This window comes from Paenibacillus sp. F024 (genome assembly GCF_057814255.1).
The window spans coordinates 1-26515 of the sequence record NZ_JBVASZ010000021.1; the positions used below are offsets into that span (position 1 = coordinate 1).

The following is a 26515-nucleotide window of genomic DNA, read 5'->3' on the forward strand; positions in this document are numbered from 1 at the left end:
AACTTCATAGTAGAGCGACCTCCTGGATGATGGGTTTTTTGAGGCTATGACCTCGTGCGCAACCCCATCGTACCGAGGCGCTCGTTTTTTTGCAAAGATCAAATTATTCGTTCTACAGGAATTCTAACGGGAGAACGTTAGTTGAACAAAGACAGCGGCAGTCTAAGACTTTATTTTTCAAGTCTTGGTCCGCCGCTGCTTCATTTTTATTGTCAGTCTATACTTATTTTTGGAAGTCTGGCGATTTTTAATCTCATAAACCGCGTTAAATCGCGCCTCTGAGTCTAAAACTTTATTTTCATCGGACAATAAATTTAGATTGACACATCTAGAAGCAGAGTGCTAGTATAAAAATGTAATATACAAAACCGTGGTTTATTATAATAAACCTTTGATTGAGCCGAGTGGAGGTTTCATGGAAAAGAAGTATTGGGTACCGGCACTCGAAAAAGCGAATGATATTCTGCAGGCGATCGCCGAGCAGCCATCCGGACTGAAGCTGATCGATCTGTCCAAGCGTTTGGCCATTCACAAAAGCTCCATGTTTTCCTTATTAAATACGCTGGAAGCGCTTGAATGGGTTGTGCGCGAAAGCGACGGCACGTATTCGCTGGGTTCCAGGCTGGGCTATATTGGAAACGCTTTTTTCAAGCAATTCAGCCTGATCGACCGGTTCCGGAAGGAGGCCTCCGTCACCAAGCATGTGATTAAGGAAACGATCCAGCTGGCGAAGCTGGAGGGGCATGAGGTGCTGTATTTAGCCAAGGAAGAGATGCCGTCTCCCGTACGTCTCTCCTCGGAGCCCGGGATGAAGCTGCCTGCGCATGTCACGGCGCTGGGTAAAGTGATGCTGGCTTATCAAGACCGGCCCGAGATAGATGCGCTGTTCCCTTCCGAGGAGCTGCAACCGCGGTTTACTCCTCATACGCTTACATCCCGTGAGGAGCTGTACCGTCAATTGGCTCAGGCCGGAGCGGAAGGGTGCGCGTATGACCTGCAGGAGGCGGTAATGGGCTTTAGCTGCGTGGCGGCGCCGGTGCGGGATGCTGACGGCAAGGTCATAGCGGCCATCAGCTGCTCCATGTTTCAGCACGAATGGGAAGAGAAGCGTCAGCTCGCTAAAGAGGAGATTTGCGCGTTGGCCAAAAGGCTGTCGCAAAACGTGCAGTAGCGGAGTACAAAAAGTAAAGGATGTGATTCCCGTGAGATTGCAGAACAAAATTACGCTGATCACCGGTTCCGGATCGGGCATAGGCAAAAGCTCGGCGCTGTTGTTCGCCAAAGAAGGCGCGACCGTCATCGTCAATGACCTGCAAGAAGCTAAAGGGCAGGAAACGGTGGAGGAAATTCAAGCCGCAGGAGGGCAGGCCATATTCGTGAAGGCGGATGTGACCAATCCCGAATCGGTCAAAGCGATGGTAGATACGGTGGTTGGCCGGTTCGGACGTATCGATGTTCTGTTCAATAACGCCGGCGTCAGCGGTGTCGGCCCTATTCACGAAGTGGAGCCGGACGATTGGGACCGGGTGATCCGCATCAATGTCCGGGGCGTTTACTTGCCCTGCAAATACGTACTGCCCCATATGATGGAGCGCAAGGCGGGCTCCATTATCAACATGTCCTCATGTATCGCCGAAATCGGTCTCGCCCGCCGGGCCTCCTATTCTGCAAGCAAGGGAGCCGTGCTGGCCTTGACCAAATCTATGCAGGTCGATTATGCGTCTTACAGCATACGTATCAATGCGCTGCTGCCGGGGACCATTTTTACTCCGTTTGTCGAAGACTACCTTAAGAGATCGTACGATAACCCGGAGGAAGCGATCGAGTCGATCAAAAAGCGTCAGCTGAGCGGTGAGCTTGGCCGTCCGGATGATGTGGCCCATGCGGCATTGTTCCTCGCTTCGGACGAATCGAAATTTATGATGGGCTCTCCGTTGTACATTGATGGCGGTGCGACATTCGGCAAGGACGCATAACGAAACAAAACAATTAGAGGAGGACATGTAATTATGAAACTGCTTACATTTATTGAAAATGGAAACTCCCAGCTCGGCGTGAAGACAGAAAAAGGCATCATACATATTGGTAAAGCCGTACAATCGCTGCAAAACAATGGTCAGACGGTTCCGCAAACCGTTCATGATGTGATCGAAGGCGGCGCGGCGGCGGTGAATGCGCTGCAAACGTTGGTTGATCAAGCTTTGGCGGCCGGAGGCAGCGAAGCCTATGTTTTGGACGAGTCGAAGCTGAACCTGGGGCCTTGCGTAACCCACCCGAATAAAATCATTTGTGTCGGACTCAACTACCGGAAGCATGCGGAGGAAACGAATTCCCCGATTCCGAAGTTTCCGATTTTGTTTAACAAATTCAGCAATACGCTGACCGGACATGGCCATGATGTGCCGCTGCCGGTGAGCGTCAGCAGCAAAGTGGACTATGAGGCCGAGCTTTGTATTGTCATCGGCAAGCAGGCGAAATATGTAGCCAAGGAAAACGCGCTGGACTATGTGTTCGGCTACTGCAACGTGAACGATCTTTCCGCCCGCGATCTGCAAATGCGTACACAGCAATGGCTGCTCGGCAAATCCTGCGACGGCTTCAGTCCTCTAGGGCCGTATTTGGTGACGGCCGATGAAGTCGGCAACCCGAACGACCTGGGCATTCGCAGTATCGTAAACGGCGAGGTGCGCCAAAATTCCAATACATCGGATATGATATTCCACTGCGACGAAATTGTAAGCTATATTTCCCGGCATATGACGCTTGTACCGGGCGACATCATCCTGACGGGAACACCGGAAGGCGTCGTTATGGGATATCCGGAGGATAAGCAGGTTTACCTTAAAGACGGGGATATTGTAACGATTGAGATCGATAAGCTCGGTTCGTTGACAAACCGTATGGTGAATGAACAGGTTTAATGACTCCGAAGCAGACGAGCCACTCGTATAGGTGAGGCGGTCTTAGAGATGGAGCTTGGATGAACGAAAGCCTATTAGGAATGAATTGGACGCTGCGTCCGTTCATCCCAATAGGTTTTTTAGCATGGTTGACATTCGGAACCAGAGTATTGATCTTTTCACCCATCGGCAAATTGATAGCGCATTCGACACAATTTGATCATTTTCTCCACCAAATCTAATAATCTCCTAATAATTTACTGAAACTTTCTGAAAGATTCCCGGCTATAGTTAGTTCATGTAAACAGGAGGTGAAAGAGATGAGAGACATGCAATTACTTCATCGGGGTAGGGTGTATCGCGCTCAAGTCTCGTATGAAGGGAAGGATTTGATTGAAGTCTCGTGCGAGGATCCGTCACTCATGGCTGGGGGGGATTCCGTCATATGCTTCGATCATAAACAGCGGGTTAAAATGCGGGTTCTGCAGGTAGCCAAAAACAAGCTTGTGCTCCTGCCTGCGGATTCGGAAATCTTCAGGATCGGAATACGGACAAGCGAACAGCTTGATGATATATACAACGATGAACATGTGTCGATTCCCCGGTTTAAGCTCAACACGTTTGGGACGTTGAATGACGATTTCAAGATCCAGGCTGTGAGGTTCTCCAAGGTCAGCCGTTTGGGGTTCGGATTTGAATTGAACGACTTGTCGGTCCGAATGAATCACATGTATGATTCCATGATCATCCTTGATGAGGTGACCATTCATCCGAAGCTGGTGGTCAGCTACGCGCATATTCAAGAGAACACCATTCACTACGGCGCGGAGCTTCATTCGATTACTGACCAAGATCTAAACAAGCTCCGCTATTATGTTGTGTCGAAAACATTTTTTTCATCGTAATCCAAGGGGATAACGCACCCGCCTATGTTCGTTATTACGGATTAGGCGGGTTTTGCTTTGTTCAGTTAAAAAGATAAAAGTCTTCCCTTCACCCATACTTTATCGATCGACAGCTTCGGAGATACGAGCACAAGATCCGCTTGCTTACCGGATGCAATGCTTCCGGTTCGGTCGGCGATGCCGAGTGCCTTGGCCGGATGATAGCTGGCCATTCTGCTGACCTCCGGAACCGAGGCTCCGATGGTATTGACCATGAAGCTAACCGCTTCGATCATGGTAAGGATGCTGCCTGCCAAGGTGCTGCCATCCTTTAATGTGGCGACGCTATTGCGTACGGTAATCTCAAGTCCGCCGAGCAGGTAATCCCCATCTCCAAGGCCTGAGGCGGATATGGCGTCCGTAACCAGCATCAGGTTATCGTTACGTTTCACCTGCATAAGCAGACGGATGCATGCGGGATGGATATGACGGCCGTCTGCAATTATTTCCGCACCGATGGCATTCTCGGTCATGACGGATCCGACAACGCCTGGTTCTCTATGATGCAGACCTCTCATCGCGTTAAACATATGAGCGGCATGGCGCAGGCCGTGCTTAATGGCCTCACCCATCTGGGCATAGGTGGCGTTGGTATGACCGCAAGCGACAACGATACCTTCGCTGGAAAGCTTCTCAATGAGCGGGAGTGCGCCTTCCGTTTCGGGAGCCAGTGTCAACAGCTTGATCAGCCCCGGGTACCGGCTTATCCAATCATCGATCCACTGAGCCTGCGGCGCAACGATGTAGGCCGGGTTCTGAGCGCCGGAATATGCCGGATTGATGAACGGGCCTTCCAAGTGCACCCCTTCTAGTTGTGCGTAGGGCATTTCTTTCTTACGAAAGGCCTGAACCGATTGCAGTACCTTGGTGAGCGCTTCTCGCGGAGCGGTCATCGTTGTCGCCAGCAGCGTCGTCGTTCCGCGGCTCGCATGGAAGCGTGTAATGCCTTCCAACGCTTCAGCGGTGGCGTCCATGAAGTCATGTCCGAACCCTCCATGCACGTGCACATCGATAAAACCGGGCAGCAGCCAGCTGCCGCCGGCATGGACGATTTCCCCGGCCCGATGCGGGAGCTGCGGATCCATCTCGTGCATCGGGCCGACCGTTTCAATTCTGCCTTCCTGAAGAAAAGCATATCCTGGCTCGATGCTCCTGTCGATCGTAACGATGTTGGCCTCCGTGATCAGCGTTGTTCGGGTCCTTGAGTTCACCCCAGCTCACTCCCCGCATCCGAATCCAAAAGTACGACCACGTTGGGATGGGTTTGAAGCAGAGAAGCGGGACATTCCGTCGTGATAGGACCATGCAGTGCCCGTTTTACGATATGGGCTTTGTCTTTTCCCCGAACGACAAGAAGGATGGTTTTGGCCTTGAGGATCGTTCCTATTCCCATCGTAATCGCATGTGTAGGCACGGTCTCGGGCGCCTGGAAGAAACGGGCATTCGCCTTGCGCGTTTGCTCCTTGAGTTTGACTACGTGAGTTCCCCGCTCGAGTTCCTCATCCGGCTCGTTAAAGCCGATATGTCCGTTGTGCCCGATGCCAAGCAGCTGCAGATCGATTTGACCTGTTTCCTCCAGCAGACGGTCATAGCGTTTGCACTCCGCTTCCAAATCGTTTGCCATGCCGTCGGGAATATGGCATTGCCGCGGAGGAATATCTACATTGCCCAGTAGATGCCGCTGCATAAAGCTGTAATAGCTTTCGGGATGGCTGCGCTGAAGTCCTACATATTCATCGAGATTAAATACGGTGGCCTTTGCAAAGCTGACCAACCCTTCTCTGTTCACTTCCACCAGCTCCTGATAGATGCCGACCGGCGTACCTCCCGTTGCAAGTCCCAAGACGGCCCTCGGATGGGTTTGCAGCATACCGGCGATGAGGCCGGCTCCGGCTTTGTTTAATTCCTTTTGTGAACGGAATATGAGGATATTCATCACATGATCTCCCTTATCCTTGTGGCATATTTTTAGCTTTTATCCAAGAGTATGTAAAAGATTTTCTTATTATTTATAGTATTATAATCATAATCCATTACACAATGGCATAATGAAAAGCTTCTGAACGAAGCCTATTCAAGAAGATACATATCATTTCGAGCTCCGCCTTCCTGCTCTTTAAAAATCTATTAAAATTTAAGATTTCTGACGATAAATAAGGTATGATAGGGTTGAAAGACCTATACATACTAAAAGGGGAAGATCAATTTATGGTTCACAAGCCGGAGGCAGGCGGAGGCCTCTACATATTTTGGCTTAGGAGAAAGAGGATCCTGTTTGCAGCGGCTGTATGTATTTTGCTCTTCGCCGTAACCTGCTTTCATGCCAACCGGGCACAGGCCAAACCGGTCATGGTTGAATTAAGCACGCTTACGCTCTCGGATCAAAACGGCAGTCCCGTTCCGGATTTTGACTTTTCCTCAAGCACCAGAAACTATGAGCTTGTGGTCTCTGGCAGCGTATCTCTTTTAAATGTTTTTGCAGAAGCGGCCAATGGGCAGTTGGTTTCTATATCTCCTTTGAGTCCGGTTCCATTGCTGTGGGGCTCGAACCGTATTTCGATAGGAACGGGAGAGGGGAGCTCTCCTTACATCTTAACCGTGCATAGAGGCGCCAAAACTCCGTATCTTCACACGGAGGAGCTTTTTATCGATTACGAAATTTCACAAAAAATTTCCTCTATTAAACCGACGGAGGATGGAGGCTTAATTGCCCTGGGGATCAATCATGGGGCAAGCGAGCTATACAAGTTCAATGAGCTTGGTGAAGTCACGGCGAGGAGCATGTGGTTTAATACAAGGCTTAAGGACGTACTCGAGATGAAGAAGAACCGGTATTTGGTCGTTGGAACGCGTGAGGAGTTGTTGAATGATGTCATGATTCAACGTCCATTTGCAGCAATCTATGAAGCTAGGCCTCGAGTAGGAAGTGTAGGTTCCTTTGAGCTTGCTGCGGATCTTTATTCAGGAAATGGCGAAGAAGGATTAGAGCCTGCATCCTTATTGCGCATCGATAACACCGATGAATATATCATTGTGTTGAACCGGAGATTGCCCCCCGCTGCAGCCGTACAATTGTACCATGTGAAAATAAATGCGGATTCGGTACCGGAGGTCATCTCCTCGGCCACGATTTCAGGAACGGATTCCTACTTTGCAAAACAAATCATCAAAGCCAGAGGATCGGATCATTATTTGCTTGTTGGTCAGATTCAAGATCGGATAACGAGTGCGAATCGCGGTTTTATAGCTAAAATTCATGATAACGCCGCCGCGGGCACACTTTCTCTTGTGAACGATTTCGGAACGGAAGGCATTGTTAAATCCGTCACGGCTCCCATGGAATTTGTGTCGGCTGCGCCGGCAGGCGATGACCATTATGTGATCTTGAGTACGCGTGAGTCGCTTGAGCCCGATGCGGGGAAGGCCGAGTTACACTTTATTAAGGAAGACGGATCATTTGCAGCTGAAGCCAAGCCGCTGCCGGATTTGTATATTCCAAGCGGTTATGGAGCATTGGCGGGTACGCCTGACGGCGGGTTTATCGTAGGGGGAAGAACGAGATTCGATCTGTCGCCGACATCTGAAGTGCCAAGCCTGTTAAGTCTCTCTGATATATCCGGCGGCCGCGACGTGAACCAGGCCTATGTGTACAAGTTTGGAGCTTCCCTTGAAGAGCAGTGGAAAAAAACGATTGGGGCTCCCGGGCAAATCATCGATGCAACGGCAGTCCTGCCGCTTGTGAACGGGGATATTTGGGTCGCCGGAGGTTTATTTGAGAACTGGGGAGACTTTCTTTGGACAGGCTATGTGACCAAATTGCTCGGTTCGGCTACGTTAAACGGCATTGAACCTGCGGATCTGACGTATGTGAAAATAAACGATAGCGGTACCTATTACGGCTACCTGGACGATACCCGGTTCGCCTGGAGCATACCGGGGAACGTCAATCGAATGCAAGGGCTCGTAGATCGGAAGCCCGGACAAACGGTTCGTGTAAACGGGAAAGAGCTCCCGGAAAATGAGCCGGCCGACTTCTTTCTTCCGGAAGTAAGCCATACAGTGACGATTGAGGTAACTGCGGAGGATCAGCAAACAAAAAAGCAGTATGTATTGGATATCATCAAATCTCTGCCGGGCCAGGCAACGGTCACCGGAGTGACATATAACGGGACACCGCTCATTCTATACGAGAGTCTGCAAACGTTCTACATGCCCGTTGCATCGAGCGTATACCAGGCCGATTTGAATGTGATGTTAAGCGAGCCATCGGCGGTATTTGACTTTTTTCCGCCGGAAGGCATCACTCGCGACATGAATCGTATCCATATTGAATCCTTGCCTTACGGACAACCGTTGTCGCTTGGGATTACGGTGTTTTCCTCTGAAGGCATTCCAAGCCGCTGGACCGTGATCATCGGTCCTCCGTCGAACGAAGCGGAGCTAAAGCGTCTCTACCCGCAATCGCCATCGGTTATAGTGGAGCAAGGGACGGATCGTTTCACCGTTACGGTGCCAAAGGAGATGCTCCATGTGACGCTAGATCCGAAAATTTCCGACTACGCGTCTATTGTCCAGGTGGCCGGGGCCCATTTCAATCAGGCGACACAGGCTATCGAGGTTCCCTTTTTGCGGGAAGGCTCCAATCCCGTAACCGTAGTCGTACAAGCGCAAAGCGGGTTGACACGGACTTTTGTGATTGATGTGGTCCGTCAGCCAAGTCCGGACGTTGGTGCCGTCGTGCCGTCTCTTAGGCCCGTTGATCATCTGTGGTTTGAAGTCACCATGTCGGTCATGCCGGCTGATGCCGCCATTTACTATACGGTAGACGGCAGCGATCCTGCTTCTTCAAGCGCATTATATGATCCTGTGAATAAGCCGCGCTTGCTTCCGGGTCAAATCCTAAAAGCGATTGGGATGAAGCAGGGGAGGAGAACTAGTCCTATGCTTGTCCTGACAGGACCGGAGCTTGAATATCCCGGTTCACCGGATGTGAGCTATATAGTGAAGAAAATCAATGATCGAGTCGATATTGACGGCGGGGGCTTCGGTAAAAGCGACGTCGAATACTGGCTTAAAAAGATTAAGCCTGTAAAAGTGGCGCCTGTTCCTCCAAAAGCCGGTTAAACGCAAACGGACCATACTTCTCAAGCAGAAGTATGGTCCGTTTGCGTTTAATTGAGCGGCGTTTGGAGCCTTTCAGCTCCGGTTCTTTACTCAAACAGTTTTTTCAAGTTTTCACTGTAAGGTGCGCGGATGATGCCCTTTTCGGTGATAATCGCCGTGACATATTCGTTTGGCGTGACGTCAAAAGCAGGGTTATACACTTTTACGCCTTGTGGAGCCGTACGCTTTCCGAAGCCCTGTGTAATTTCGTCCTCATGGCGTTCTTCAATCGGAATATCTGCGCCGGTCGGCGTGTCCAGATCGATGGTGGACATCGGACACGCGACATAGAACGGGATGCCGTGGGCTTTGGCCAAGACGGCTACGCTGTAGGTGCCGATTTTGTTTGCCACATCGCCGTTGGCGGCTACGCGGTCCGTACCGACGATGACCGCTTGAATCCAGCCCTTCGACATGATGGCTCCAGCCATATTATCGCAAATTAAAGTGACGTCAACACCGGCCTGCTGGAGCTCGAAGGCGGTCAGCCGGGCCCCTTGAAGAACAGGACGGGTCTCATCGGCAAACACCTTAAGCGACATGCCCTTCTCCTTGGCCAGATACATCGGTGCCGTTGCCGTACCGTACCGGGCAGTGGCGAGGCCTCCCGCATTGCAGTGCGTAAGGACGCCCATGCCGTCCTCGAATAAAGACAAGGCGTGCTCGCCGATCAGGCGGCATGTTTCCTCGTCCTCCGCCTGAATGGCCCGGGCTTCGTCGAGAAGTGCCTGCTTGGCCGTATCCACGTTGACAGCCTCGGCAGCTCCGCCAAGCAGCGCTTGCGCCCGGGCTTTCATCCGGTCAAGCGCCCAGAACAGATTGACCGCCGTAGGACGTGACGTTGCCAGGTAATCGCATTGGCGGATCACTTCCGCCAGCAGCGTTTCAGGGTTGCCGGAGCACGTCCGTACGCCGAGATATACCCCGAACGCCGCTGTAATGCCGATCGCCGGCGCACCGCGCACCGCGAGCTGCTTGATGGCGTCCCATACCTGCTCCGAGGTGGTCAGCTTGAGATAAATGATTTCGTCGGGCAGCCGCCGCTGATCAAGCAGGTCCAGATGATCCTCCAGCGAGTTCCACCGGACGGACTGCAGCCAATCCGGCGCATTCTGTTGTTGTTGTATCGTCATTAAGGCTATTGCTCCTTTCTGTCATTCCAGCTTTAATTAACGGCTTTTTCCGCCATTTCAACCAGCTGTTCAATCGAATCCGCTTTGCGGTTGAACTTGATCAGCGCTGTACCGATCGTTAAAGCGATACGTTGGGCGCGTTCCTTGGCCGCCTCGTCCCCGAGCTTGTTGATGTCGGCTACTTGTGCCAGACCGTGGACGCGGCGTACCATTTTGCACCCTGTATATCCGAACGTATCCTGCAGCAGCCGTTTCATGTACAGCTCCTGATATCCGGGAGTCTTGGACATCCGGTCTACGCCACGCTCGTTCCAAAGCGCCCTGAACTCACCGTCAAACTTCTCCCAGACCTCACGGATGGTTTGCAAAAGATAAGCCCGGTAATCCTGACGGGATGCGGAGTCCGTGCTCCAGCCCTCCTGAGCTGCATAATTGAGCAGCAGGTTGGCAAGTATAGCTCCAATGTCGAAGCCCATAGGGCCGTAATAAGCGAATTCCGGATCGATGACTTTGGTTGAATCCGGCTTGATAAAGATGCTTCCGGTATGCAGGTCTCCATGAAGCAGCGCTTGCGCCTGGGTCAGAAACTTTTCACGGAGAAGTGCGACCTCCAGATGCAGCTCCGTATCCTTCCATACGGCTTCCACTGCGTCAAGGATGGCGGGCGGAACGTTGTTATTCGGCGAATCCGTATACGGATCGTCAAAAATGAGATCCTCCGTGATTTTGCACAGCTCCGGATTGATAAAGCGTTTCACCTGTTCTTTTTTCTCCTGCTGATTCATTCCAAGATCGGAGGTGTAAAAAAGAGTCCGGGCCAGGAACGTTCCGATATGACCGGCAAACAGCGGGTATTTATTTCGCTCTATCAAGCCGCGGCGCATGATGACATGATCGCTAAGATCCTGCATGACGGTAAGCGCAAGCTCCGGTTCGTAGGCATGGACATGCGGCACCAGATCAGGGCACAGCGATTCCTGGATCATAAGAGCTTCGCTCTCGATGCGGGCGCGGTCCAAAGTCAAAGGCCACGACTCCCCTACGACCTTGGCATACGGGAGGGCTTGTTTGAGAATAATGCTTTTACCTGTAGAAGGCTCTGAAATATGGAACACCAGGTTAAGGTTGCCGTCTCCGATTTCTCTGCTGTTCAGCTCGCTGTCTTGTTGAAACAGGTCGGGTAATTGTCTTGCGTATTCAATCGCTTCGGCTTCCGTAAGCGCACGATATGTGGACATGGGATGATCCTCCTTCTTCAATACAAAACTAGTAGCCTTTAGTATAAAACAAATGCCGCCGCGTTGGAATAGAAGATCGGCGTTTTGAACCGCACGGCTGCAAAGGGACAGAAGGTTTTTACAAAAAGTTCACATCCCGATAATACCCGCAACATATCCGGTTCATAAAATGAGCCGTAAAGTGATAATGTAAAAGGAGCTGGACGCATGCTGAAATGTCTGGAGCGAATCGGTTTTGCAGCCTTGGCTGCCCTGGTGCTATTCATTTTGGGATGGTTTTCGACGGTAAATCCCGACGTATCCCGGCAGGCCAATCCCATGAAAGTCAACCAGGAACAGTTCGAACGGATAAACGAAGCGGCTTATGTATACGAAGGCAAGTAAATGCAAATGATGATGAAGAAAAGCTTCAAAACGATCTGATATTATAGAAAAAGGGAGGCGTCAGCCTGCCCTTTTTCTTTTAAGCTATAAACTAGGATGAAGACATTTGTTTTCGGTGCTCCACCAAATCGATAGCTCCCAGAACGACGTGTGCCAGCCCGAAACCTACGACCGCTGCTGCGGCCATTGGAAATTTATTGCGCATTACGGCACCGGACGCAGTGACAGCTGTACCCAAAACCGTTGGAATCAGTCCTTCGCGCATAGCCCTTCACTCTCCTCGTTTTTGGTTTGATGAAGCAATCTTATTATCACGGTTATCGATCGTTTTTATGCCGGATCGGAATTGCATTGTTTTGGATGAAGAACTATAATATCGTAAATGGAAAAGGTTAGCGCTGTATAGGACAAGGGGGTATGACATGCGCGAGCTGGAACAGGAACAGGCTGTCGGCTTGAAGGAGTGGGCTGTGGCGGTTGAGGCGCTGCGGACGGGCAAACAGCTTCTGATTATGCGAAAAGGCGGGATTCGGGAGGAAACGAAGGATTTTCAAGTCGAGAGCGAAAGCTTTTATTTGTATCCGACCTATGAGCATCAAAGAAAAGAATTAATCCAGCCTGAATACCAAGACGAAGTGGAAGAAGTGGAGGCCGGATGGAGCGGCAGGCAGACCGAAGCGGTTATCCGATGTTATGCAGAGCTTGGCGAAGACATTCTCATTTCGTCTCAAGAAGAGCTTGACCGCATCGCGGGATTTCATATTTGGACCGATACTTTTGCTGAGGAACGGCTGAAATGGAAACGGACAAGGCCCTTGCATTTGATGCTGCTCCGAGTATATGAATTGGAACAGGCGGCGCGTATTCCCGTGCTTCCCGAATATAACGGATGCAAGTCGTGGATAGGACTTCCTGCGGCTCAGTTAAATAACATACCAAGGAAGCCTGTAATGACGGACAAGGAATGGAACACCCGCATATCCGGGCTCAAGGCCGCGTTAAGATAAAAACGGGTCTTTATTGATTTTGACATGTAAGGTATAATATAATTGAGAATCAATGAGAATCACTTTATAATTATTATTAACAAAGAATAAACTCAATGTTGCGGAGGCTTGGAAAAACATGACAAAACCACAATTGATCATAGACGGTTTGAAAGCAACTGTCGAAGGAAAAGAGATTTTGAAAGGACTCAGCTTGTCCATTAAGGGCGGCGAGGTGCACGCCATTATGGGACCGAACGGAACGGGTAAAAGTACATTGGCCTCCACATTAATGGGACATCCCAAATATGAAGTAACAGACGGTTCCGTTTCACTGGACGGCGAAGATGTTCTCGAAATGGCAACGGACGAAAGAGCGCGTGCCGGTCTGTTCCTGGCCATGCAGTATCCAAGCGAAATTACAGGCGTAACCAACGCGGACTTCCTTCGTAGTGCCATCAATGCACGCCGCGGCGAAGGCAACGAATTGTCGCTGATCAAGTTCATCCGCCAAATGGAAGCCAAAATGAAGGATCTCGAAATGAACCCCGAGTTTATGCACCGCTATTTGAACGAAGGCTTCTCCGGCGGTGAAAAGAAGCGCAACGAAATTTTGCAAATGATGATGCTGGATCCGAAATTCGTCATTCTCGATGAAATCGATTCCGGTCTGGATATCGACGCGCTCCGTATCGTGTCTGAAGGCGTCAATGCGATGCGCTCCGAAGAACGCGGCTTCCTGATCATTACTCACTATCAGCGTCTTTTGAACTACATCAAGCCGGACTTTGTTCATGTCATGATGCAGGGCCGTATCGTAAAGTCGGGCGGACCGGAGCTGGCAGAGCGTCTGGAAAACGAAGGTTATGATTGGGTCAAAGAAGAGCTCGGCATCGTTGACGAAAGAGTAGGGCAAGATGAAGAAGAATTCAAGATGCCTATGAATACTACGGCTCCTAAATATTAAGCCAACGATCAGGAAAACAGGAGGAATTAGCTAATGAGTACACAAACCGTTCTTCCCATCGATCGTGCGAGCTTGGTGGAGCAGTCCAAAGCAAGACGGGAGCCGGAATGGATGACCGCTTTGCGCGAAGAGGCGCTTGAGCTGGCAGGATCGCTGGAATTGCCGAAATTAGAAAAAACAAGAATCGACCGTTGGAATCTTCAATCCTTCGGAACCTATAAAGCGGTAAAATTCGCCCAATCTCTTGAAGAGCTGCCGGCAGAAGCCAAGAGCCTGCTTCAAAATGAGGGCCAAGGGCAGCCGGACAATCTGCTGGTTCAGCACAATTCAGGCGTCATTTACAGCAGCATATCCGAATCGTTGAAGCAGCAAGGCGTGATCTTTACCAGCCTGGAAGAAGCTTTAAACCTTCACCCGGACTTGGTTAAGCCTTATTTTATGAGTGTCGTGGACAAAGGCGAGAACCGCTTGACTGCACTGCACACAGCATTATGGAGCGGAGGCGTTTTCTTGTACGTTCCTAAGAACGTTCAGGTGGAAGTGCCAGTGCAAGCCTTGTTCTTATCCGATGACGGAGAAGCGAGCTTCTCACCGCATGTTCTGATTGTAGCTGAACAGCATGCTTCGGTCACATACGTCGACAATTACATTTCTAAAGGAAATTTAAACGGTTTGGTGTATAATGGTGTTGCCGAGGTCGTTGTAAAAGCAGGGGCAAAAGTTACTTTCGCTTCCGTACACAATTTGGACGAGAGCGTAACGAATTTGACTTACCGCCGCGCAATGCTTGAAAATGACGCTAACGTGGAGTGGATTGTCGGCGAGATGCATTACGGCAACGCGATGTCCGATACGACCACGATTTTGAAGGGGCAAGGCTCGACCTCCGATGCCAAAGTCATTTGCGTCGGCACTGCGGATCAGAAGCTGAACGTAACTACCCGTGCGGTACATTTCGGAAAGCATACCGACAGTAACATGATTACCCGTGCGGTCATGAGAGACACGGCAACGGGAATCTTTAACGGCGTAACGAAAATTGAAAAGGCCGCAACCAAAGCCAACGGAGAGCAGACGGAGAAAGTACTGATGCTTAGCCCGAAGGCACGCGGCGACGCGAATCCTATTTTGCTCATAGATGAGGATGATGTAACTGCCGGCCATGCTGCAAGCGTGGGTCAGGTTAATCCGGAACAGGTTTACTATCTTATGTCCAGGGGTATTTCTAAACAAGAGGCTGAGCGCTTGATCATCTACGGATTTTTGGATCCGGTAGTATCCGAAATTCCGTTGGAGCAAATCGGATCACAGCTGCGCCAGCTGGTTGAAAGGAAGCTGGGACAATGAATACGGCAGAACTCCGTCAGCTGTTTCCCATCCTAGATCAGGAAGTCAACGGTCACCCGCTGGTATATCTGGACTCGGCCGCAACATCCCAGAAGCCGGTTTCGGTTATCGAAGCGGTCAAGCGATATTACGAATGGGATAATTCCAATGTCCACCGCGGCGTTCATACGCTCGGTTCAAGGGCTACGGATGCCTATGAAGGGGCGCGTGAGAAGCTGCGCCGCTTCATTAACGCAAGGTTTACGGAAGAGGTCATTTTTACCCGCGGAACGACGACAGCGCTCAATCTGGTCGCTTCCAGCTATGCAAGAGCCGTGTGCCAAAAGGGAGACGAAATTGTCATTACCCCGATGGAGCATCACAGCAATCTTATACCATGGCAGCAGGTTGCAAAAGCGACCGGCGCTGTCTTAAAATATATTCCGCTCCAACAAGACGGAACCATTAGCTTGGCGGATGTGGAAAAAACGATTACGAGCAATACTAAGATCGTGTCTGTCACTTATGTTTCCAATGTGCTTGGAGTTGTGAATCCGGTGAAGGAAATCGCAGAGATTGCGCATCGGAACGGAGCGAAAATGGTCGTGGATGGCGCGCAAAGCACCCCGCATCTGAAAGTTGACGTTCAGGCGCTGGATTGCGACTTCTACGCTTTGTCCGGTCACAAGATGTGCGCACCTACCGGAATCGGCGCGCTTTACGGCAAGAAAGAGCTGCTTCAGGAGATGGAGCCGATCGAGTTCGGCGGCGAAATGATTGACCATGTCGGGCTGTTCGACTCCACATGGAAGGATTTGCCGTGGAAGTTCGAGGGCGGTACGCCGATTATTGCAGGGGCTGTCGGACTTGGTGCAGCCATCGATTTTCTTGAGAGCATCGGCATGGATGCCATCGACAAGCATGAGAAGGAGCTTACGGCTTATGCCATGGAGCGGATGCTTGAAATCGATGGATTGACAATCTACGGTCCGCAAAAAGACCGTGCGGGGTTGATCACCTTCAACCTCGATGATGTGCATCCGCATGATGTCGCAACCGTTCTTGATGCCAACGGTGTCGCTGTCCGTGCAGGACACCATTGCTGCCAGCCGCTGATGCGTTGGCTTAATGTTACGGCCACCGCGCGCGCAAGCTTTTATCTTTATAACAACGAAGCCGATGTAGACCGTTTGATCGCTTCTCTAATCAAAACAAAGGAGTATTTCGGTCATGCAATTGGATGATTTGTACCGCAGAGTTATTATGGATCATTATAAAAATCCGCGTAACCGCGGCACCTTCGAAGGGGAAGCCGTCAGCATAGATCTCAATAATCCAACCTGTGGAGACAAAATTCAGCTACAGATGCAGGTGGAGGACGGTAAAGTCAAAGCGGCGAAATTCCTGGGCGAAGGGTGCTCCATCAGTCTCTCCTCCGCATCGATGATGACGGATGCCGTGAAGGGCAAAACGCTTGAAGAAGCGCTTGAGATGGCTGAGAAGTTTTCTGGATTGATGAAGGGCGAAGCCGTTGAATTCGAATATGAAGATTTGGAAGCATTGTCTGGCGTGAATAAATTTCCGGCCAGAATCAAATGCGCCACACTTGCTTGGAACGCCTTGCGAAAAGGTATTGAGCAAAATACTACAAAATAAGGAGGATGAGAACGATGGCAAAAAAAATGCCGGAAATGGAAGAATATAAATATGGTTTTCGTGACGAGCACAAAGCCGTTTTTCAAAGCGGTAAAGGTCTGACTCCGGAAATCGTAACGGAAATTTCCAGGATGAAGGGCGAACCGGAGTGGATGCTCGAGTTCCGTCTGAAATCTCTGGAGCAGTTTATGAAAATGCAAATGCCGCGTTGGGGCGGAAATATGGATGATCTCGATTTCAACGATATCCAATATTACGTCAAGCCTTCCGAAAAACAAGGTAAAACCTGGGAAGAGGTTCCAACTGAAATTAAAGAAACATTCGATAAGCTTGGAATTCCTGAAGCGGAGCAAAAGTTCCTTGCGGGTGTATCTGCACAATATGAATCGGAAGTTGTCTATCACAGCATGCAGAAGGATCTGGAAGACCAGGGCGTTCTGTTCATGGACACGGATACTGCTCTTAGAGAGCATCCGGAAATTTTCAAAAAATATTTCGGAACGATCGTTCCCCCAAGCGATAACAAATTCGCTGCTCTGAACAGTGCGGTCTGGTCTGGAGGCAGCTTCATCTACGTGCCGAAGGGCGTCAAAGTGGAAATTCCGCTGCAGGCTTATTTCCGGATCAATTCCGAAAACATGGGACAGTTCGAGCGGACGCTGATCATTGCCGATGAAGGCAGCTTCGTACACTATGTCGAAGGCTGTACAGCACCGGTTTACAGCACCAACTCTCTGCACAGCGCCGTCGTTGAGATTATTTGCTTGAAGGATTCACGCGTACGTTACACGACAATCCAGAACTGGGCGCCGAATATCTACAACCTCGTTACCAAACGCGCTGTAGCTGAAGAAAATGCTACCATGGAATGGGTTGACGGTAACATCGGTTCGAAGCTGACGATGAAGTATCCGGCTGTCGTTCTTAAAGGCCGCGGTGCCAAAGGTATGGTTCTTTCCATCGCTGTTGCCGGTAAAGGCCAGCATCAGGATGCAGGCGCCAAAATGACGCATTTGGCTCCGGATACGACTTCGACGATTGTTTCCAAATCAATCAGCAAGCACGGCGGTAAGGTTACTTACCGCGGTCTGGCTTCCTTTGGACGCAATTCTCAAGGCTCTAAAGCCAACATCAAATGCGATACGTTGATTATGGATAATCAGTCGACGTCCGATACGATCCCGTATAACGAGATCATGAATGATAACATCACGTTGGAGCATGAAGCAACAGTCTCCAAAGTATCCGAGGATCAGCTTTTCTACCTGATGAGCCGCGGATTGACGGAAGCCGAGGCTACCCAGATGATCGTTATGGGCTTTATCGAGCCGTTCACCAAAGAACTGCCGATGGAATATGCGGTCGAAATGAACCGTCTCATTAAGTTTGAAATGGAAGGCTCGATCGGTTAAGACGGAGTTTCTCAAGAACAACACACGGAGTTTCTGTTTATATACAGGACTCCGTGTTTTTTGTTTCCAATACCCGAAGCGCATAGGCCCAAGTGACATTTCCCATGCTATAGACAAGACTAACCTACAAGGAGCATGGTGAGATGAGAAAAAAAGGGTTGAGATGGGCAGCTGCAGTCATAGCTTTGATCTTGGCGCTTACGACCGGTTGCGGCCCTCAGCTGTCCAAGGAGCAGCGGCAGAGTCGTCAGCAGGGTATCCCAAGTAATCACGGACAAGAGGCCAATCGGCTGAAGAGTGAAGCCCTGAACGGGAAAACCACGGGGATCGGATCCCACGGAGGAACAATCCGTATACAAGAGACAGGCGCCGGTGAGCTTAACATTCCCATGATGACGGTAAACGGGAAAAGGGTTGTCGTCGGAACCGATTTTGCCAGTATGGCTGGTTATAATGTCCATTGGGATGCTGAACGGAATGTGTTCCAGATGGGGGATAACGATGCGGAATATGAGCTTAAAATTGATAGTGTAACGGCATTAAAGAATGACCAGACGGTTACTTTGGCAGAGCCGCCTATATTGCATAATGCACAGGTGCATATTCCGGTGTCGGCATTCGGTCCATTATTTTCCGGGGATTTCTCGTATGAGCTAAAAGGGGACACGCTTGTCATTCATGCAGCGGACTTTCCGGTATCCGAGTCCATCGACGGTCCGGAAGAAGTGAACACGGGCTCGGAGCTGGATTTCGGAGACGATCCGGCAGATCCGTTCAAAGGTGACGAAATGGATTCGAGTTCCGCGGCTATGGCAGAAATACGGTTCGCGGATACGGACAATGCCGTACCGGTGCTTAAAAATATTGATATGAATGCATTGATTGGCCGCGCCAAACGATATATTGGGGTCGAATATAAGTTCGGAGCCGCTCCTTACCCGCAGTCGGGAAGATTTGACTGCTCAACCTTTACTCAATATGTTTTTAGCGCATTTGGAGTCAAATTGAACCGTACGGCAAGATCGCAAGCCACACAAGGCACAGAAGTGAGCCGCAAAAGCTTGAGAAAGGGCGATTTGATGTTTTTCTATGTACCGGGTCGTTTTCGATCCAACAAAACGGTCGGTCATGTCGGAATTTATATGGGAAACCAGAAAATGATTCATTCTTCGCCAAAGCCGCAAAACGGAGTTCAAATCACACCGATTAACAAGGCTTACTGGAAACGCACATACCTTAGCGCAAGACGAGTAGCTTACTGAGCATTTGAGTTGAAAACAGACAGCCTCACTTTTCCCGGATTCCGTGGAGAAGTGAGGCTGAATCTTTTCTCAATTACATACCGATATAACGGCTGTATAAGCTTTTGGCAGCTATCGGATCGTCTGTTCCCTGAACGATCATTCGACCGTCAGGAAACAAGACTAGAATGATATCATTCTCCAGATAGAGCTTGAGCAGAAATGGATTCAACTCCAGCCGTCCGAGCGGACGAAGCTTGTCGGCCCATGCTTCCAGAGACAGTGCGGATGGCCGAACAGGTTGAATTTGCACGGAATTTCGCCCGCACAGGGTTTGAATGGTTTCTTCTTGAACGCTGGCGTTTAAATAATCGAAACGGTGTTCTCCACAGCATGCGCAGTCTGATTTCTTTGCCTTGGATACATCGACAGCGGCGTACTGGTTATACCATAAGTCCCAGTGAATCATCTTGCGGTTTCTTTGGCTCTCGGCGCCGACCAAGATTTTAAGCGCTTCCGTTCCCTGGTGGGACGCGACCGTATGAATAATCGGTCCGATCACACCTGCCGTATCGCAGGTTTCTGTTGTTCCTTGCTCCGGAGGTTGTCCGAACAGGCAGCGCAGACAAGGGGTTTGACCAGGTACAATGGTCAGGCTGACGCCGCGTGAGCTGACCGCTCCGCCGTATATCCAGGGGATGCCATGCTTGACGCTTACGTCATTGATCAGGAAGCGGACAGAGAAATTGTCCGTACCGTCAAGGATGAGGTCCACATCCTTCAACAGCTCTTCTGCATTCGACCAGTTGAGATCGGCCACTACAGGTTCGATCGTTACTCCGGAGTTTGCCGCGCGCAGCCGCGCAGCTCCGGCTTCGGCTTTAGGAGCCGATCCGGCAGCGTCGGACTCGTCATATAGCATCTGCCTTTGCAGATTGCTTCTTTCGACAAAGTCCCGATCAATCAGTCTTACGAAGCCGATTCCGGCCCTTACCATATGGTTGGCCAGAACGGTGCCCAACGCTCCCATACCGACGATGGCCACACGGGCCTCCAGCAGCTTGGCTTGGCCTTCCTTGCCAATGGGGGCGAATAGGATCTGCCGTGAATAGCGTTCATGGTCTAAAGCCGGTGCCGCGGCAGAAGATGAAGAATATTCTTCTTTTTCGGTCACTTTGCCATACCTCCTTGACCCGGTATCTCCGCGGTAGGATTCCAAGGGCCAAGCTGATGTCCCTTCCACTCGGAGCCGTCCTCCCATATTTCCTTTTTCCAGATCGGGACAATTTGCTTTAATCGCTCTATGGCATAGCGGCTGGATTCATAAGCAGCATCCCGGTGTGGAGAGGAAACGGCTATGACAACACTGATTTCGCCAACGGGAACGGATCCCAGCCGATGCGTCATGGCACACAAGGTTCCAGGAAATCTGGAGGCAATTTCATCTCCGATTTGATGAAGTGTACGCAGCGCCATAGGCTCGTAGGCCTCGTATTCCAGAAGGGTCGTCCTTTTGCCGTGAGTAAATTCTCTGGTGGTTCCAATGAACGTCAAGGCGGCCCCGTGATGAGGGTGCAGTACCTTAGCCGTAACTTGATCGATGGATATAGGAGCATGGGTAAGCTCCATATTTACCGGTTCGCCTCCGGACACGGGAGGAATGATCGCTACCTCGTCGTGTTCGCGGATTGGCGCGGAATCGTCGGCGTAGGCCTGATTTACGGCAACGAAGGCCCCGGAGAGTTGACCGGCTATGGCAGGGTAAAGCTCAGCCAGCTTCGATTTGAGCTGAGGCGGCGTCAGCGTATCTTCTTCTACATTGAGCTCCAGCATGGGGGAGCCTAAGCTTTCGGCTAAACCGGCAAAAAGCAGAAGTTTAAGCTTCATCGTTGTCACTCCAATTCTATTAGCACCGCCTGTGGGCGGATTCTGTTTTTACTTTTCAGCATACCATATTTTTAAGAATAAATGATATAATAGGAATAAGAAGTTCCGAGAAAGAAATGAGAGGTATATTGCGGGTGATCCAAGTATATGATGATTTAAGGGGTGACGCCTGCTTGTCTTTTGCCGGCGTGCTTGCGGCCCTTAGTCCCGATGCGTTTTTGGCCCATAACCCAAGTGTGGGCATAAACGGTAAAACCATCGATCGGAACACCGCCAGGTATACGGTATGGACTCCCGTCAAGAAGGTCAATCCGAACGTATACCGATCCTCCTGCTCAAGACCGCGAATCACGCTTGAGCTGCTGCGAAAACCGCATAAACTATGGAAATACACATTCTTATTATCGCACTCGAAGGAAGGTGGCCTTGTGATTCCGGAGCGGATTAGGCTTCGTATCCTTCATACGAACGATATTCACAGCCATTTTGAACAATTGCCCCGCATCGCTGCGATCATCGGCCGTCTTCGGCAGGAAGCCGGGGCGGAACAGACGTTGTCGCTGGATATTGGAGACCATATCGACCGGATGCGTCCCGAAACGGAAGGAACCGGAGGGCTTGCCAATATCGCCCTGCTGAATGCGATTGGCTACGATGCCGTTACGTTGGGTAACAATGAAGGATTAACTTGTACGGCAGATGTACTAAACGAATTATATGGAGAGCATATCCAAAGCAAGGTAGTGATCGCCAACCTGCGGGACGCAGTAACGGGAAGCTGGCCTACATGGGCCAGCCCTTATGCCATTTTTCATAAATCGGGCATACGCATCGGACTGATCGGCGTAACCGCCTGCTTTCCTGCTTTTTATCGCTTATTGGGCTGGGACGTTTCCGATCCGTTTGAAGCTGTCGCAACGCTTACGGCAGAGCTTCGTCCGAAAGTCGATGTGTTAATTGTGATGTCTCATTTGGGCTTACGCAACGATGAGAAGATGGCAGAGGAAATCCCCGGCATTGATCTCATTTTGGGAGGACATACCCATCACCTGCTGGAGGAACCGATTCGGTCAGGTCAGACGCTGATATGTGCGGCGGGTAAATTCGGCCAGTATGTCGGGGTAGTCGATTTGCAGCTGGATGCTGTCTCCAAACGCCTGCTGTACGCCGAAGGCGGTGTAAAGGCCGTTGCTTCGTTCGAAGAGGATGAGAGCATTCGGCTGCAGATCCAGCAATTTGCCGTGACGGCAAAAGCTTCACTTGACCGGGAAGTTGTACGGATCGATTGTGATTTGGACATTGATTGGTACGGCGAGTCAAGGCTGGGAAATCTGCTTGCTGCCGGATTGCGTCATTGGGTTGGCGCCGAGATCAGTCTGGTGAATGCCGGTCAGCTTCTCGCAGGATTGTCTCAGGGCCCCGTATCTGCAGGAACGCTGCTTGAATTGTGTCCTTCACCGATCAATCCTTGCCGGATGAGGCTGAGTGGAGCGCAGATACTTAGAGCGTTGGAGGAGTCGCTGCTGCCCGAGTTTACGCATAAACCGCTATATGGCTTCGGCTTCCGAGGCAAAGTGCTCGGTACGCTTTGTGTGGACGGAATGACCGTCGAATATGATCCCGAGGCAGAGCCCCACTCGCGAATTCATGCCGTTCGCGTCGGAACGCAGGAGCTTGACTTGAACCGTTTGTACACCGTCGGCACCATTGATATGTTTACATTTGGCATAGGGTACCTTTCGATTGCTGAGGGTATGGAGCCCGAATTTTTTCTGCCGGAGTTTTTGCGGGATGTGCTCCTCAAAGAACTGAATAACGTCAAAGCCATGCAGGACAGCAGCCGCAAGCGCTGGGTTCGTATGAAAGGACAATCGGCACCCCATTAATCCGCTTCAAAGGTGGGAAGCCTATGTACGATTGGTGGGTGGCGGTAATAATAGGCATTGTAGAAGGGATAACGGAGTTTTTGCCTGTTTCCTCTACAGGCCATATGATTTTGGCAGGGACACTGCTTGGGATTTCTGAAACGGACGAACGGATGAAATCGTTTGAAATTGTCATTCAGCTCGGGGCCATATTTGCGGTAGTTATCGTGTATTGGAAACGGATATTAGGATTATTCGGATTTGGCCATCCAACACAATCACCACGTAAAGGCTTGAATTTGCTGCACATTCTGATTGCCATCCTACCGGCGATGACGGTTGCCTACCTGCTGAGTAATTTCATCAAAGAGCACCTGTTCTCGCCGGAAACGGTGCTGATTGGTCTTGTGCTCGGCGGTATTTTGCTTATCATCGGAGAAAAACAGCAGCCGGCTGTTACGGCCAATGATGTGGATGAGCTAGGGTACGGACAAGCTTTTATGATCGGATTATGGCAGATTGTTGCGCTCTGGCCGGGCTTTTCACGTTCGGGATCGACGATAGCGGGAGGGATGCTGGCCGGGGCAAGCCGCAGCGCGGCCGCCGATTTTACGTTCATCATTGCCATTCCTGTCATGGTCGCGGCAACCGGCTATGAGATCATACAAAGCGCCGGCAGCTTTACTGCCGCGGATATCGGCTTTTTCTCCATCGGCTTTATCGTATCGTTGGTTGTGGCACTGTTAGCGGTAGTCACGTTCATCAAGTTTGTGCAAAGGTTTAGCTTGTCGTATTTCGCATATTACCGGTTTGCCTTATCCGCGTTGTTCTGGTTATTACTTCTAATGTAAGTTTTTTTTGTCGTTTTTTGAAAAAAAATATTGCTCTTTTTCAAAAAATTAGATACGCTAGAGGTATAAGGTATCAGTTTTACTCAATTTTTCTTTAGAAAATGGATGTGGATATTCCTATGCGCTTGCTCCCGATCAGCAAAGTTGAGTCTGGTATGAGGCTCGCAAAAAGAATTTATAATTCAGAAGGACTCCCTCTGCTGATGGAACAAGTCGAACTGACCCAAACCATGATTCGACGACTTATGGATCTCGGAGTCGATTTCGTATATATCGATGATCCGAGAACCCGTGACATCAGGGTAGAGGATGCGATTTCTGAGGAGACGCGAATTCGAGCCGTATCCCAAATCCGAAGCTCTTTTCGGCAGATGCTGGGGGATCAGATTAAACGAACATCCATTACCGGCCTTCAGCTTGGCAAGGCATTTCGCGGCGTAATGGACATGATACTTAGTGATTTAAGCAATCATAAGGATTCCATGATCATGCTGACCAATATCAGCGCAATGGACGATTATTTGTATCAGCATTCCATGAATGTGTGTATCTATTCGACTATGCTCGGTATGGCTCATGGCTATAGCCGGGATGAATTGATGACACTTGGCATCGGAGCGCTGCTGCATGATATTGGAAAAACCCAAGTACCGCTTGAGCTGCTGCGCAAAAAGGGACCTTTGACCGATAAAGAATTCGAGTTAATTAAACAGCATACCGTATACGGCTTTCAATTTCTAAAGGACGAGCCGAACATTTCTCTGCTTTCTGCGCATTGCGCTTTACAGCACCATGAGCGGATGGACGGCAGCGGTTATCCCCGAGGACTAAAGGGAGATGAAATTCACGAATATGCACGTATTATCGGCTTGGTTGATTCCTATGATGCCATGACGACACACCGCGTATATCGAAGCGCTATGCTGCCTCATCAGGCAATGGAAGTTATTTTTGCAGGCTCCGGGACATTATATGAAACGCAAAAAATTGAACTGTTCCGGGATAAAATTGCCATCTATCCGATTGGCATCACCGTTACTCTGAGTACGGGTGAAAAAGGGGTTGTCGTTGATTTGAATTCGAAGGTACCGCATCGTCCGGTCGTTCGAATTCTACAGGATTCCGAGGGTCAAGATCTGAAGGACACTCCGGAGGTCGACCTGTCCAAAGCCCTATCTATCATGATCGTGGGCGTGAATGATTTGGAATTGCATCCGACACAGGGTACCCAGGCCCATGCATAAGAATAAAGCAGCCCGAAAACCATTAGAGGTTTTCGGGCTTTGGTTTTCTTTTCAATCTTATTAAGCTACAATGGAGAATATATATTTTATCATAAGGTTTATACTACTTTATATAGAGTCAGGTGTGGAAACAACATGTCAGAACGCTTAAACTTGAGTTCAATGCCAAAGGTGGAGCTGACGCCGATTACTCCCGAATACGATCCATGGGATCCGATTCGTTCGGTGAAGCAGTATGGCGAAAACCGTCTGACAAGCATTGAATTAACAGTTACCAATTTATGCAATATGCGCTGCGAGCACTGTGCCGTTGGCGAAACGCTAACGATGACTGAAGGCCCGCGCATTCCGCTAAGCAAGATCCTGAACCGGCTGGATGAGGTGGAAGACCTGCAGACGATCAGCATTACCGGCGGCGAACCGAGCTTTCACGAACAGACCGTCCGGGAATACATCGTGCCAATTCTCCGCTATGGCCGCGAGCGCGGAGTCCGCTCACAGATCAATTCGAACGTTACTTTGGACCTTTCGAGGTATGAGCTTCTTGCTCCGTATCTTGACGTGATGCATATCTCATTTAATTATTTAAGCGCAGACGATTTTTATGAAGTCGGTTTTGCGCGGATGGATCGCCGTGCTTCTAAAGAAACGGCTGTCAAATTATATGATCGTATGATGAACAATGCAGCTGAGCTAGCCAAAGGCGGCATGTTCGTTTCGGCAGAGTCAATGATCAACTATCGCACGCATGAGAAGCTGCCTGAAATTCATCAGCTGATCCGGGAATTGGGCTGCAAACGCCACGAGGTACATCCCATGTATCCGAGCGCTTTCGCTTCAGGACTGCCGGTGCTTCAGCTGGAGCAAACCCGCAGCGCGATCCATCGGCTACTTGATCATAGGGACAAGGAAATGTGGATGCTGTTTGGTACGCTGCCGTTCTTCGCATGCAGCAGTAATGAGGAGGATTGGAAGATCGTCTCCCGCCTTCGTTCCGAGCCTAACGTGACCGTACGCAACGACCCTGATGGAAGAAATCGTCTGAATGTGAATTTGTTTACCGGGGATGTATTCGTTACTGATTTTTCCGATGTTCCTTCATTGGGCAACGTACACACGGACAGGTTGGATCAGGTATATGCAAGGTGGAATAACCATCCTTTAAGTCAATCCGTTAATTGTTATTGTGCAGCGGCAGCATGCTGCGGACCGAATCTCCTAGTCGCCGATACCTACTACAAAGATGTCAATTTTAAGGCCCGTCGTGCGGTAATATAACGGACTTCTTGTCTCTGCCCATTCAAAAAAGCGGAGGAGT

The 26515-nt window shown here is 50.2% G+C and carries 24 protein-coding genes; 17 read left to right on the top strand and 7 right to left on the bottom strand.

All coding sequences use genetic code 11. The features are described 5' to 3' along the window. Positions 1-415: 415 nt before the first annotated feature. The 4 genes from ACZYR9_RS19200 to ACZYR9_RS19215 all read left to right on the top strand — a co-directional run bounded on the left by ACZYR9_RS19200 (position 416) and on the right by ACZYR9_RS19215 (position 3805). Positions 416-1171: an IclR family transcriptional regulator gene (locus ACZYR9_RS19200; protein ID WP_488980074.1), complete on the top strand. Its 756-nt coding sequence runs from the start codon at positions 416-418 to the stop codon at positions 1169-1171. Between the two features lie 31 nt (positions 1172-1202). Beyond that, complete coding sequence (locus ACZYR9_RS19205) at positions 1203-1976, top strand: SDR family NAD(P)-dependent oxidoreductase (protein WP_488980075.1); 774 nt, start codon at positions 1203-1205, stop codon at positions 1974-1976. A gap of 33 nt (positions 1977-2009) precedes the next feature. After that, complete coding sequence (locus ACZYR9_RS19210) at positions 2010-2921, top strand: fumarylacetoacetate hydrolase family protein (RefSeq protein WP_488980076.1); 912 nt, start codon at positions 2010-2012, stop codon at positions 2919-2921. Between the two features lie 299 nt (positions 2922-3220). Beyond that, positions 3221-3805 carry a hypothetical protein gene (locus tag ACZYR9_RS19215; RefSeq protein WP_488980077.1) on the top strand — a complete coding sequence of 195 codons (585 nt, stop codon included), beginning with the start codon at positions 3221-3223 and terminating at the stop codon, positions 3803-3805. A gap of 65 nt (positions 3806-3870) precedes the next feature. On the opposite strand, the gene nagA is transcribed toward ACZYR9_RS19215, so the two are convergent. Both nagA and nagB read right to left on the bottom strand, forming a co-directional pair. Continuing rightward, positions 3871-5055 carry an N-acetylglucosamine-6-phosphate deacetylase gene (nagA, locus tag ACZYR9_RS19220; RefSeq protein ID WP_488980078.1) on the bottom strand — a complete coding sequence of 395 codons (1185 nt, stop codon included), beginning with the start codon at positions 5053-5055 and terminating at the stop codon, positions 3871-3873. Then, on the bottom strand, positions 5052-5780 hold the full coding sequence (gene nagB, locus ACZYR9_RS19225) for a glucosamine-6-phosphate deaminase (protein ID WP_488980079.1): 729 nt from the start codon (positions 5778-5780) through the stop codon (positions 5052-5054). The genes nagA and nagB overlap by 4 nt, the downstream gene beginning before the upstream one ends. A 272-nt stretch (positions 5781-6052) precedes the next feature. On the opposite strand from nagB, the gene ACZYR9_RS19230 reads away from it, so the two are divergent. Then, on the top strand, positions 6053-8968 hold the full coding sequence (locus tag ACZYR9_RS19230) for a chitobiase/beta-hexosaminidase C-terminal domain-containing protein (protein WP_488980080.1): 2916 nt from the start codon (positions 6053-6055) through the stop codon (positions 8966-8968). 86 nt (positions 8969-9054) lie between these two features. Here the strand turns inward: ACZYR9_RS19230 and mtnA are convergent, their stop codons facing one another. Both mtnA and mtnK read right to left on the bottom strand, forming a co-directional pair. Continuing rightward, positions 9055-10140 (bottom strand): S-methyl-5-thioribose-1-phosphate isomerase, encoded by a 1086-nt coding sequence (gene mtnA / locus ACZYR9_RS19235; protein WP_488980081.1) that lies wholly within the window; start codon positions 10138-10140, stop codon positions 9055-9057. Positions 10141-10172: 32 nt separating this feature from the next. Then, positions 10173-11378: an S-methyl-5-thioribose kinase gene (gene mtnK, locus ACZYR9_RS19240; RefSeq protein WP_488980082.1), complete on the bottom strand. Its 1206-nt coding sequence runs from the start codon at positions 11376-11378 to the stop codon at positions 10173-10175. Between the two features lie 207 nt (positions 11379-11585). On the opposite strand from mtnK, the gene ACZYR9_RS19245 reads away from it, so the two are divergent. Continuing rightward, positions 11586-11762 (top strand): hypothetical protein, encoded by a 177-nt coding sequence (locus ACZYR9_RS19245; RefSeq protein WP_488980083.1) that lies wholly within the window; start codon positions 11586-11588, stop codon positions 11760-11762. Between the two features lie 91 nt (positions 11763-11853). Here the strand turns inward: ACZYR9_RS19245 and ACZYR9_RS19250 are convergent, their stop codons facing one another. Further along, positions 11854-12027 carry an asparagine synthase gene (locus tag ACZYR9_RS19250; protein WP_488980084.1) on the bottom strand — a complete coding sequence of 58 codons (174 nt, stop codon included), beginning with the start codon at positions 12025-12027 and terminating at the stop codon, positions 11854-11856. 157 nt (positions 12028-12184) lie between these two features. On the opposite strand from ACZYR9_RS19250, the gene ACZYR9_RS19255 reads away from it, so the two are divergent. From ACZYR9_RS19255 to ACZYR9_RS19285, 7 genes are all read left to right on the top strand, one after another. Further along, positions 12185-12769, top strand: a complete 585-nt coding sequence (locus tag ACZYR9_RS19255) for a DUF1802 family protein (protein ID WP_488980085.1) — start codon at positions 12185-12187, stop codon at positions 12767-12769. Positions 12770-12887: 118 nt separating this feature from the next. Then, entirely contained in the window at positions 12888-13715 is an 828-nt protein-coding gene (sufC, locus tag ACZYR9_RS19260; protein ID WP_488980086.1) for a Fe-S cluster assembly ATPase SufC, read from the top strand. Positions 13716-13748: 33 nt separating this feature from the next. Continuing rightward, complete coding sequence (sufD, locus tag ACZYR9_RS19265) at positions 13749-15062, top strand: Fe-S cluster assembly protein SufD (RefSeq protein ID WP_488980087.1); 1314 nt, start codon at positions 13749-13751, stop codon at positions 15060-15062. Next, positions 15059-16285, top strand: coding sequence for a cysteine desulfurase (locus ACZYR9_RS19270; RefSeq protein ID WP_488980088.1), 1227 nt, complete (start codon positions 15059-15061; stop codon positions 16283-16285). Before sufD ends, ACZYR9_RS19270 begins: the two co-directional genes overlap by 4 nt. Beyond that, on the top strand, positions 16272-16697 hold the full coding sequence (gene sufU / locus ACZYR9_RS19275; RefSeq protein WP_488980089.1) for a Fe-S cluster assembly sulfur transfer protein SufU: 426 nt from the start codon (positions 16272-16274) through the stop codon (positions 16695-16697). The genes ACZYR9_RS19270 and sufU overlap by 14 nt, the downstream gene beginning before the upstream one ends. Before the next feature lie 14 nt (positions 16698-16711). Continuing rightward, positions 16712-18109 (top strand): Fe-S cluster assembly protein SufB, encoded by a 1398-nt coding sequence (gene sufB / locus ACZYR9_RS19280; RefSeq protein ID WP_488980090.1) that lies wholly within the window; start codon positions 16712-16714, stop codon positions 18107-18109. 143 nt (positions 18110-18252) lie between these two features. Continuing rightward, entirely contained in the window at positions 18253-19371 is a 1119-nt protein-coding gene (locus ACZYR9_RS19285) for a C40 family peptidase (protein WP_488980091.1), read from the top strand. Between the two features lie 73 nt (positions 19372-19444). On the opposite strand, the gene ACZYR9_RS19290 is transcribed toward ACZYR9_RS19285, so the two are convergent. Both ACZYR9_RS19290 and ACZYR9_RS19295 read right to left on the bottom strand, forming a co-directional pair. Further along, entirely contained in the window at positions 19445-20524 is a 1080-nt protein-coding gene (locus ACZYR9_RS19290; protein ID WP_488980092.1) for a ThiF family adenylyltransferase, read from the bottom strand. After that, positions 20521-21237 (bottom strand): molybdenum cofactor biosynthesis protein, encoded by a 717-nt coding sequence (locus ACZYR9_RS19295; RefSeq protein ID WP_488980093.1) that lies wholly within the window; start codon positions 21235-21237, stop codon positions 20521-20523. The genes ACZYR9_RS19290 and ACZYR9_RS19295 overlap by 4 nt, the downstream gene beginning before the upstream one ends. Positions 21238-21668: 431 nt before the next feature. On the opposite strand from ACZYR9_RS19295, the gene ACZYR9_RS19300 reads away from it, so the two are divergent. The 4 genes from ACZYR9_RS19300 to yfkAB all read left to right on the top strand — a co-directional run bounded on the left by ACZYR9_RS19300 (position 21669) and on the right by yfkAB (position 26475). Next, complete coding sequence (locus tag ACZYR9_RS19300; protein WP_488980141.1) at positions 21669-23123, top strand: bifunctional metallophosphatase/5'-nucleotidase; 1455 nt, start codon at positions 21669-21671, stop codon at positions 23121-23123. 23 nt (positions 23124-23146) lie between these two features. Then, a complete protein-coding gene (locus ACZYR9_RS19305; RefSeq protein WP_488980094.1) occupies positions 23147-23953 on the top strand; it encodes an undecaprenyl-diphosphate phosphatase in 807 nt (268 codons plus the stop codon). A gap of 119 nt (positions 23954-24072) precedes the next feature. Next, a complete protein-coding gene (locus ACZYR9_RS19310; protein WP_488980095.1) occupies positions 24073-25197 on the top strand; it encodes an HD-GYP domain-containing protein in 1125 nt (374 codons plus the stop codon). A gap of 135 nt (positions 25198-25332) precedes the next feature. Next, on the top strand, positions 25333-26475 hold the full coding sequence (gene yfkAB / locus ACZYR9_RS19315; RefSeq protein WP_488980096.1) for a radical SAM/CxCxxxxC motif protein YfkAB: 1143 nt from the start codon (positions 25333-25335) through the stop codon (positions 26473-26475). Positions 26476-26515: the final 40 nt, after the last annotated feature.

Coding starts and splice junctions, on each gene's coding strand:
- ACZYR9_RS19210 (WP_488980076.1), top strand. CDS start 2,010: ATGAAACTGCTTACATTTATTGAAAATGGAAACTCCCAGCTCGGCGTG.
- ACZYR9_RS19285 (WP_488980091.1), top strand. CDS start 18,253: ATGAGAAAAAAAGGGTTGAGATGGGCAGCTGCAGTCATAGCTTTGATC.
- ACZYR9_RS19310 (WP_488980095.1), top strand. CDS start 24,073: ATGCGCTTGCTCCCGATCAGCAAAGTTGAGTCTGGTATGAGGCTCGCA.
- mtnA (WP_488980081.1), bottom strand. CDS start 10,140: ATGACGATACAACAACAACAGAATGCGCCGGATTGGCTGCAGTCCGTC.
- ACZYR9_RS19270 (WP_488980088.1), top strand. CDS start 15,059: ATGAATACGGCAGAACTCCGTCAGCTGTTTCCCATCCTAGATCAGGAA.
- ACZYR9_RS19250 (WP_488980084.1), bottom strand. CDS start 12,027: ATGCGCGAAGGACTGATTCCAACGGTTTTGGGTACAGCTGTCACTGCG.
- sufC (WP_488980086.1), top strand. CDS start 12,888: ATGACAAAACCACAATTGATCATAGACGGTTTGAAAGCAACTGTCGAA.
- mtnK (WP_488980082.1), bottom strand. CDS start 11,378: ATGTCCACATATCGTGCGCTTACGGAAGCCGAAGCGATTGAATACGCA.
- ACZYR9_RS19305 (WP_488980094.1), top strand. CDS start 23,147: ATGTACGATTGGTGGGTGGCGGTAATAATAGGCATTGTAGAAGGGATA.
- ACZYR9_RS19295 (WP_488980093.1), bottom strand. CDS start 21,237: ATGAAGCTTAAACTTCTGCTTTTTGCCGGTTTAGCCGAAAGCTTAGGC.
- ACZYR9_RS19255 (WP_488980085.1), top strand. CDS start 12,185: ATGCGCGAGCTGGAACAGGAACAGGCTGTCGGCTTGAAGGAGTGGGCT.
- yfkAB (WP_488980096.1), top strand. CDS start 25,333: ATGTCAGAACGCTTAAACTTGAGTTCAATGCCAAAGGTGGAGCTGACG.
- sufU (WP_488980089.1), top strand. CDS start 16,272: ATGCAATTGGATGATTTGTACCGCAGAGTTATTATGGATCATTATAAA.
- sufD (WP_488980087.1), top strand. CDS start 13,749: ATGAGTACACAAACCGTTCTTCCCATCGATCGTGCGAGCTTGGTGGAG.
- nagB (WP_488980079.1), bottom strand. CDS start 5,780: ATGAATATCCTCATATTCCGTTCACAAAAGGAATTAAACAAAGCCGGA.
- ACZYR9_RS19215 (WP_488980077.1), top strand. CDS start 3,221: ATGAGAGACATGCAATTACTTCATCGGGGTAGGGTGTATCGCGCTCAA.
- ACZYR9_RS19200 (WP_488980074.1), top strand. CDS start 416: ATGGAAAAGAAGTATTGGGTACCGGCACTCGAAAAAGCGAATGATATT.
- sufB (WP_488980090.1), top strand. CDS start 16,712: ATGGCAAAAAAAATGCCGGAAATGGAAGAATATAAATATGGTTTTCGT.
- ACZYR9_RS19230 (WP_488980080.1), top strand. CDS start 6,053: ATGGTTCACAAGCCGGAGGCAGGCGGAGGCCTCTACATATTTTGGCTT.
- ACZYR9_RS19245 (WP_488980083.1), top strand. CDS start 11,586: ATGCTGAAATGTCTGGAGCGAATCGGTTTTGCAGCCTTGGCTGCCCTG.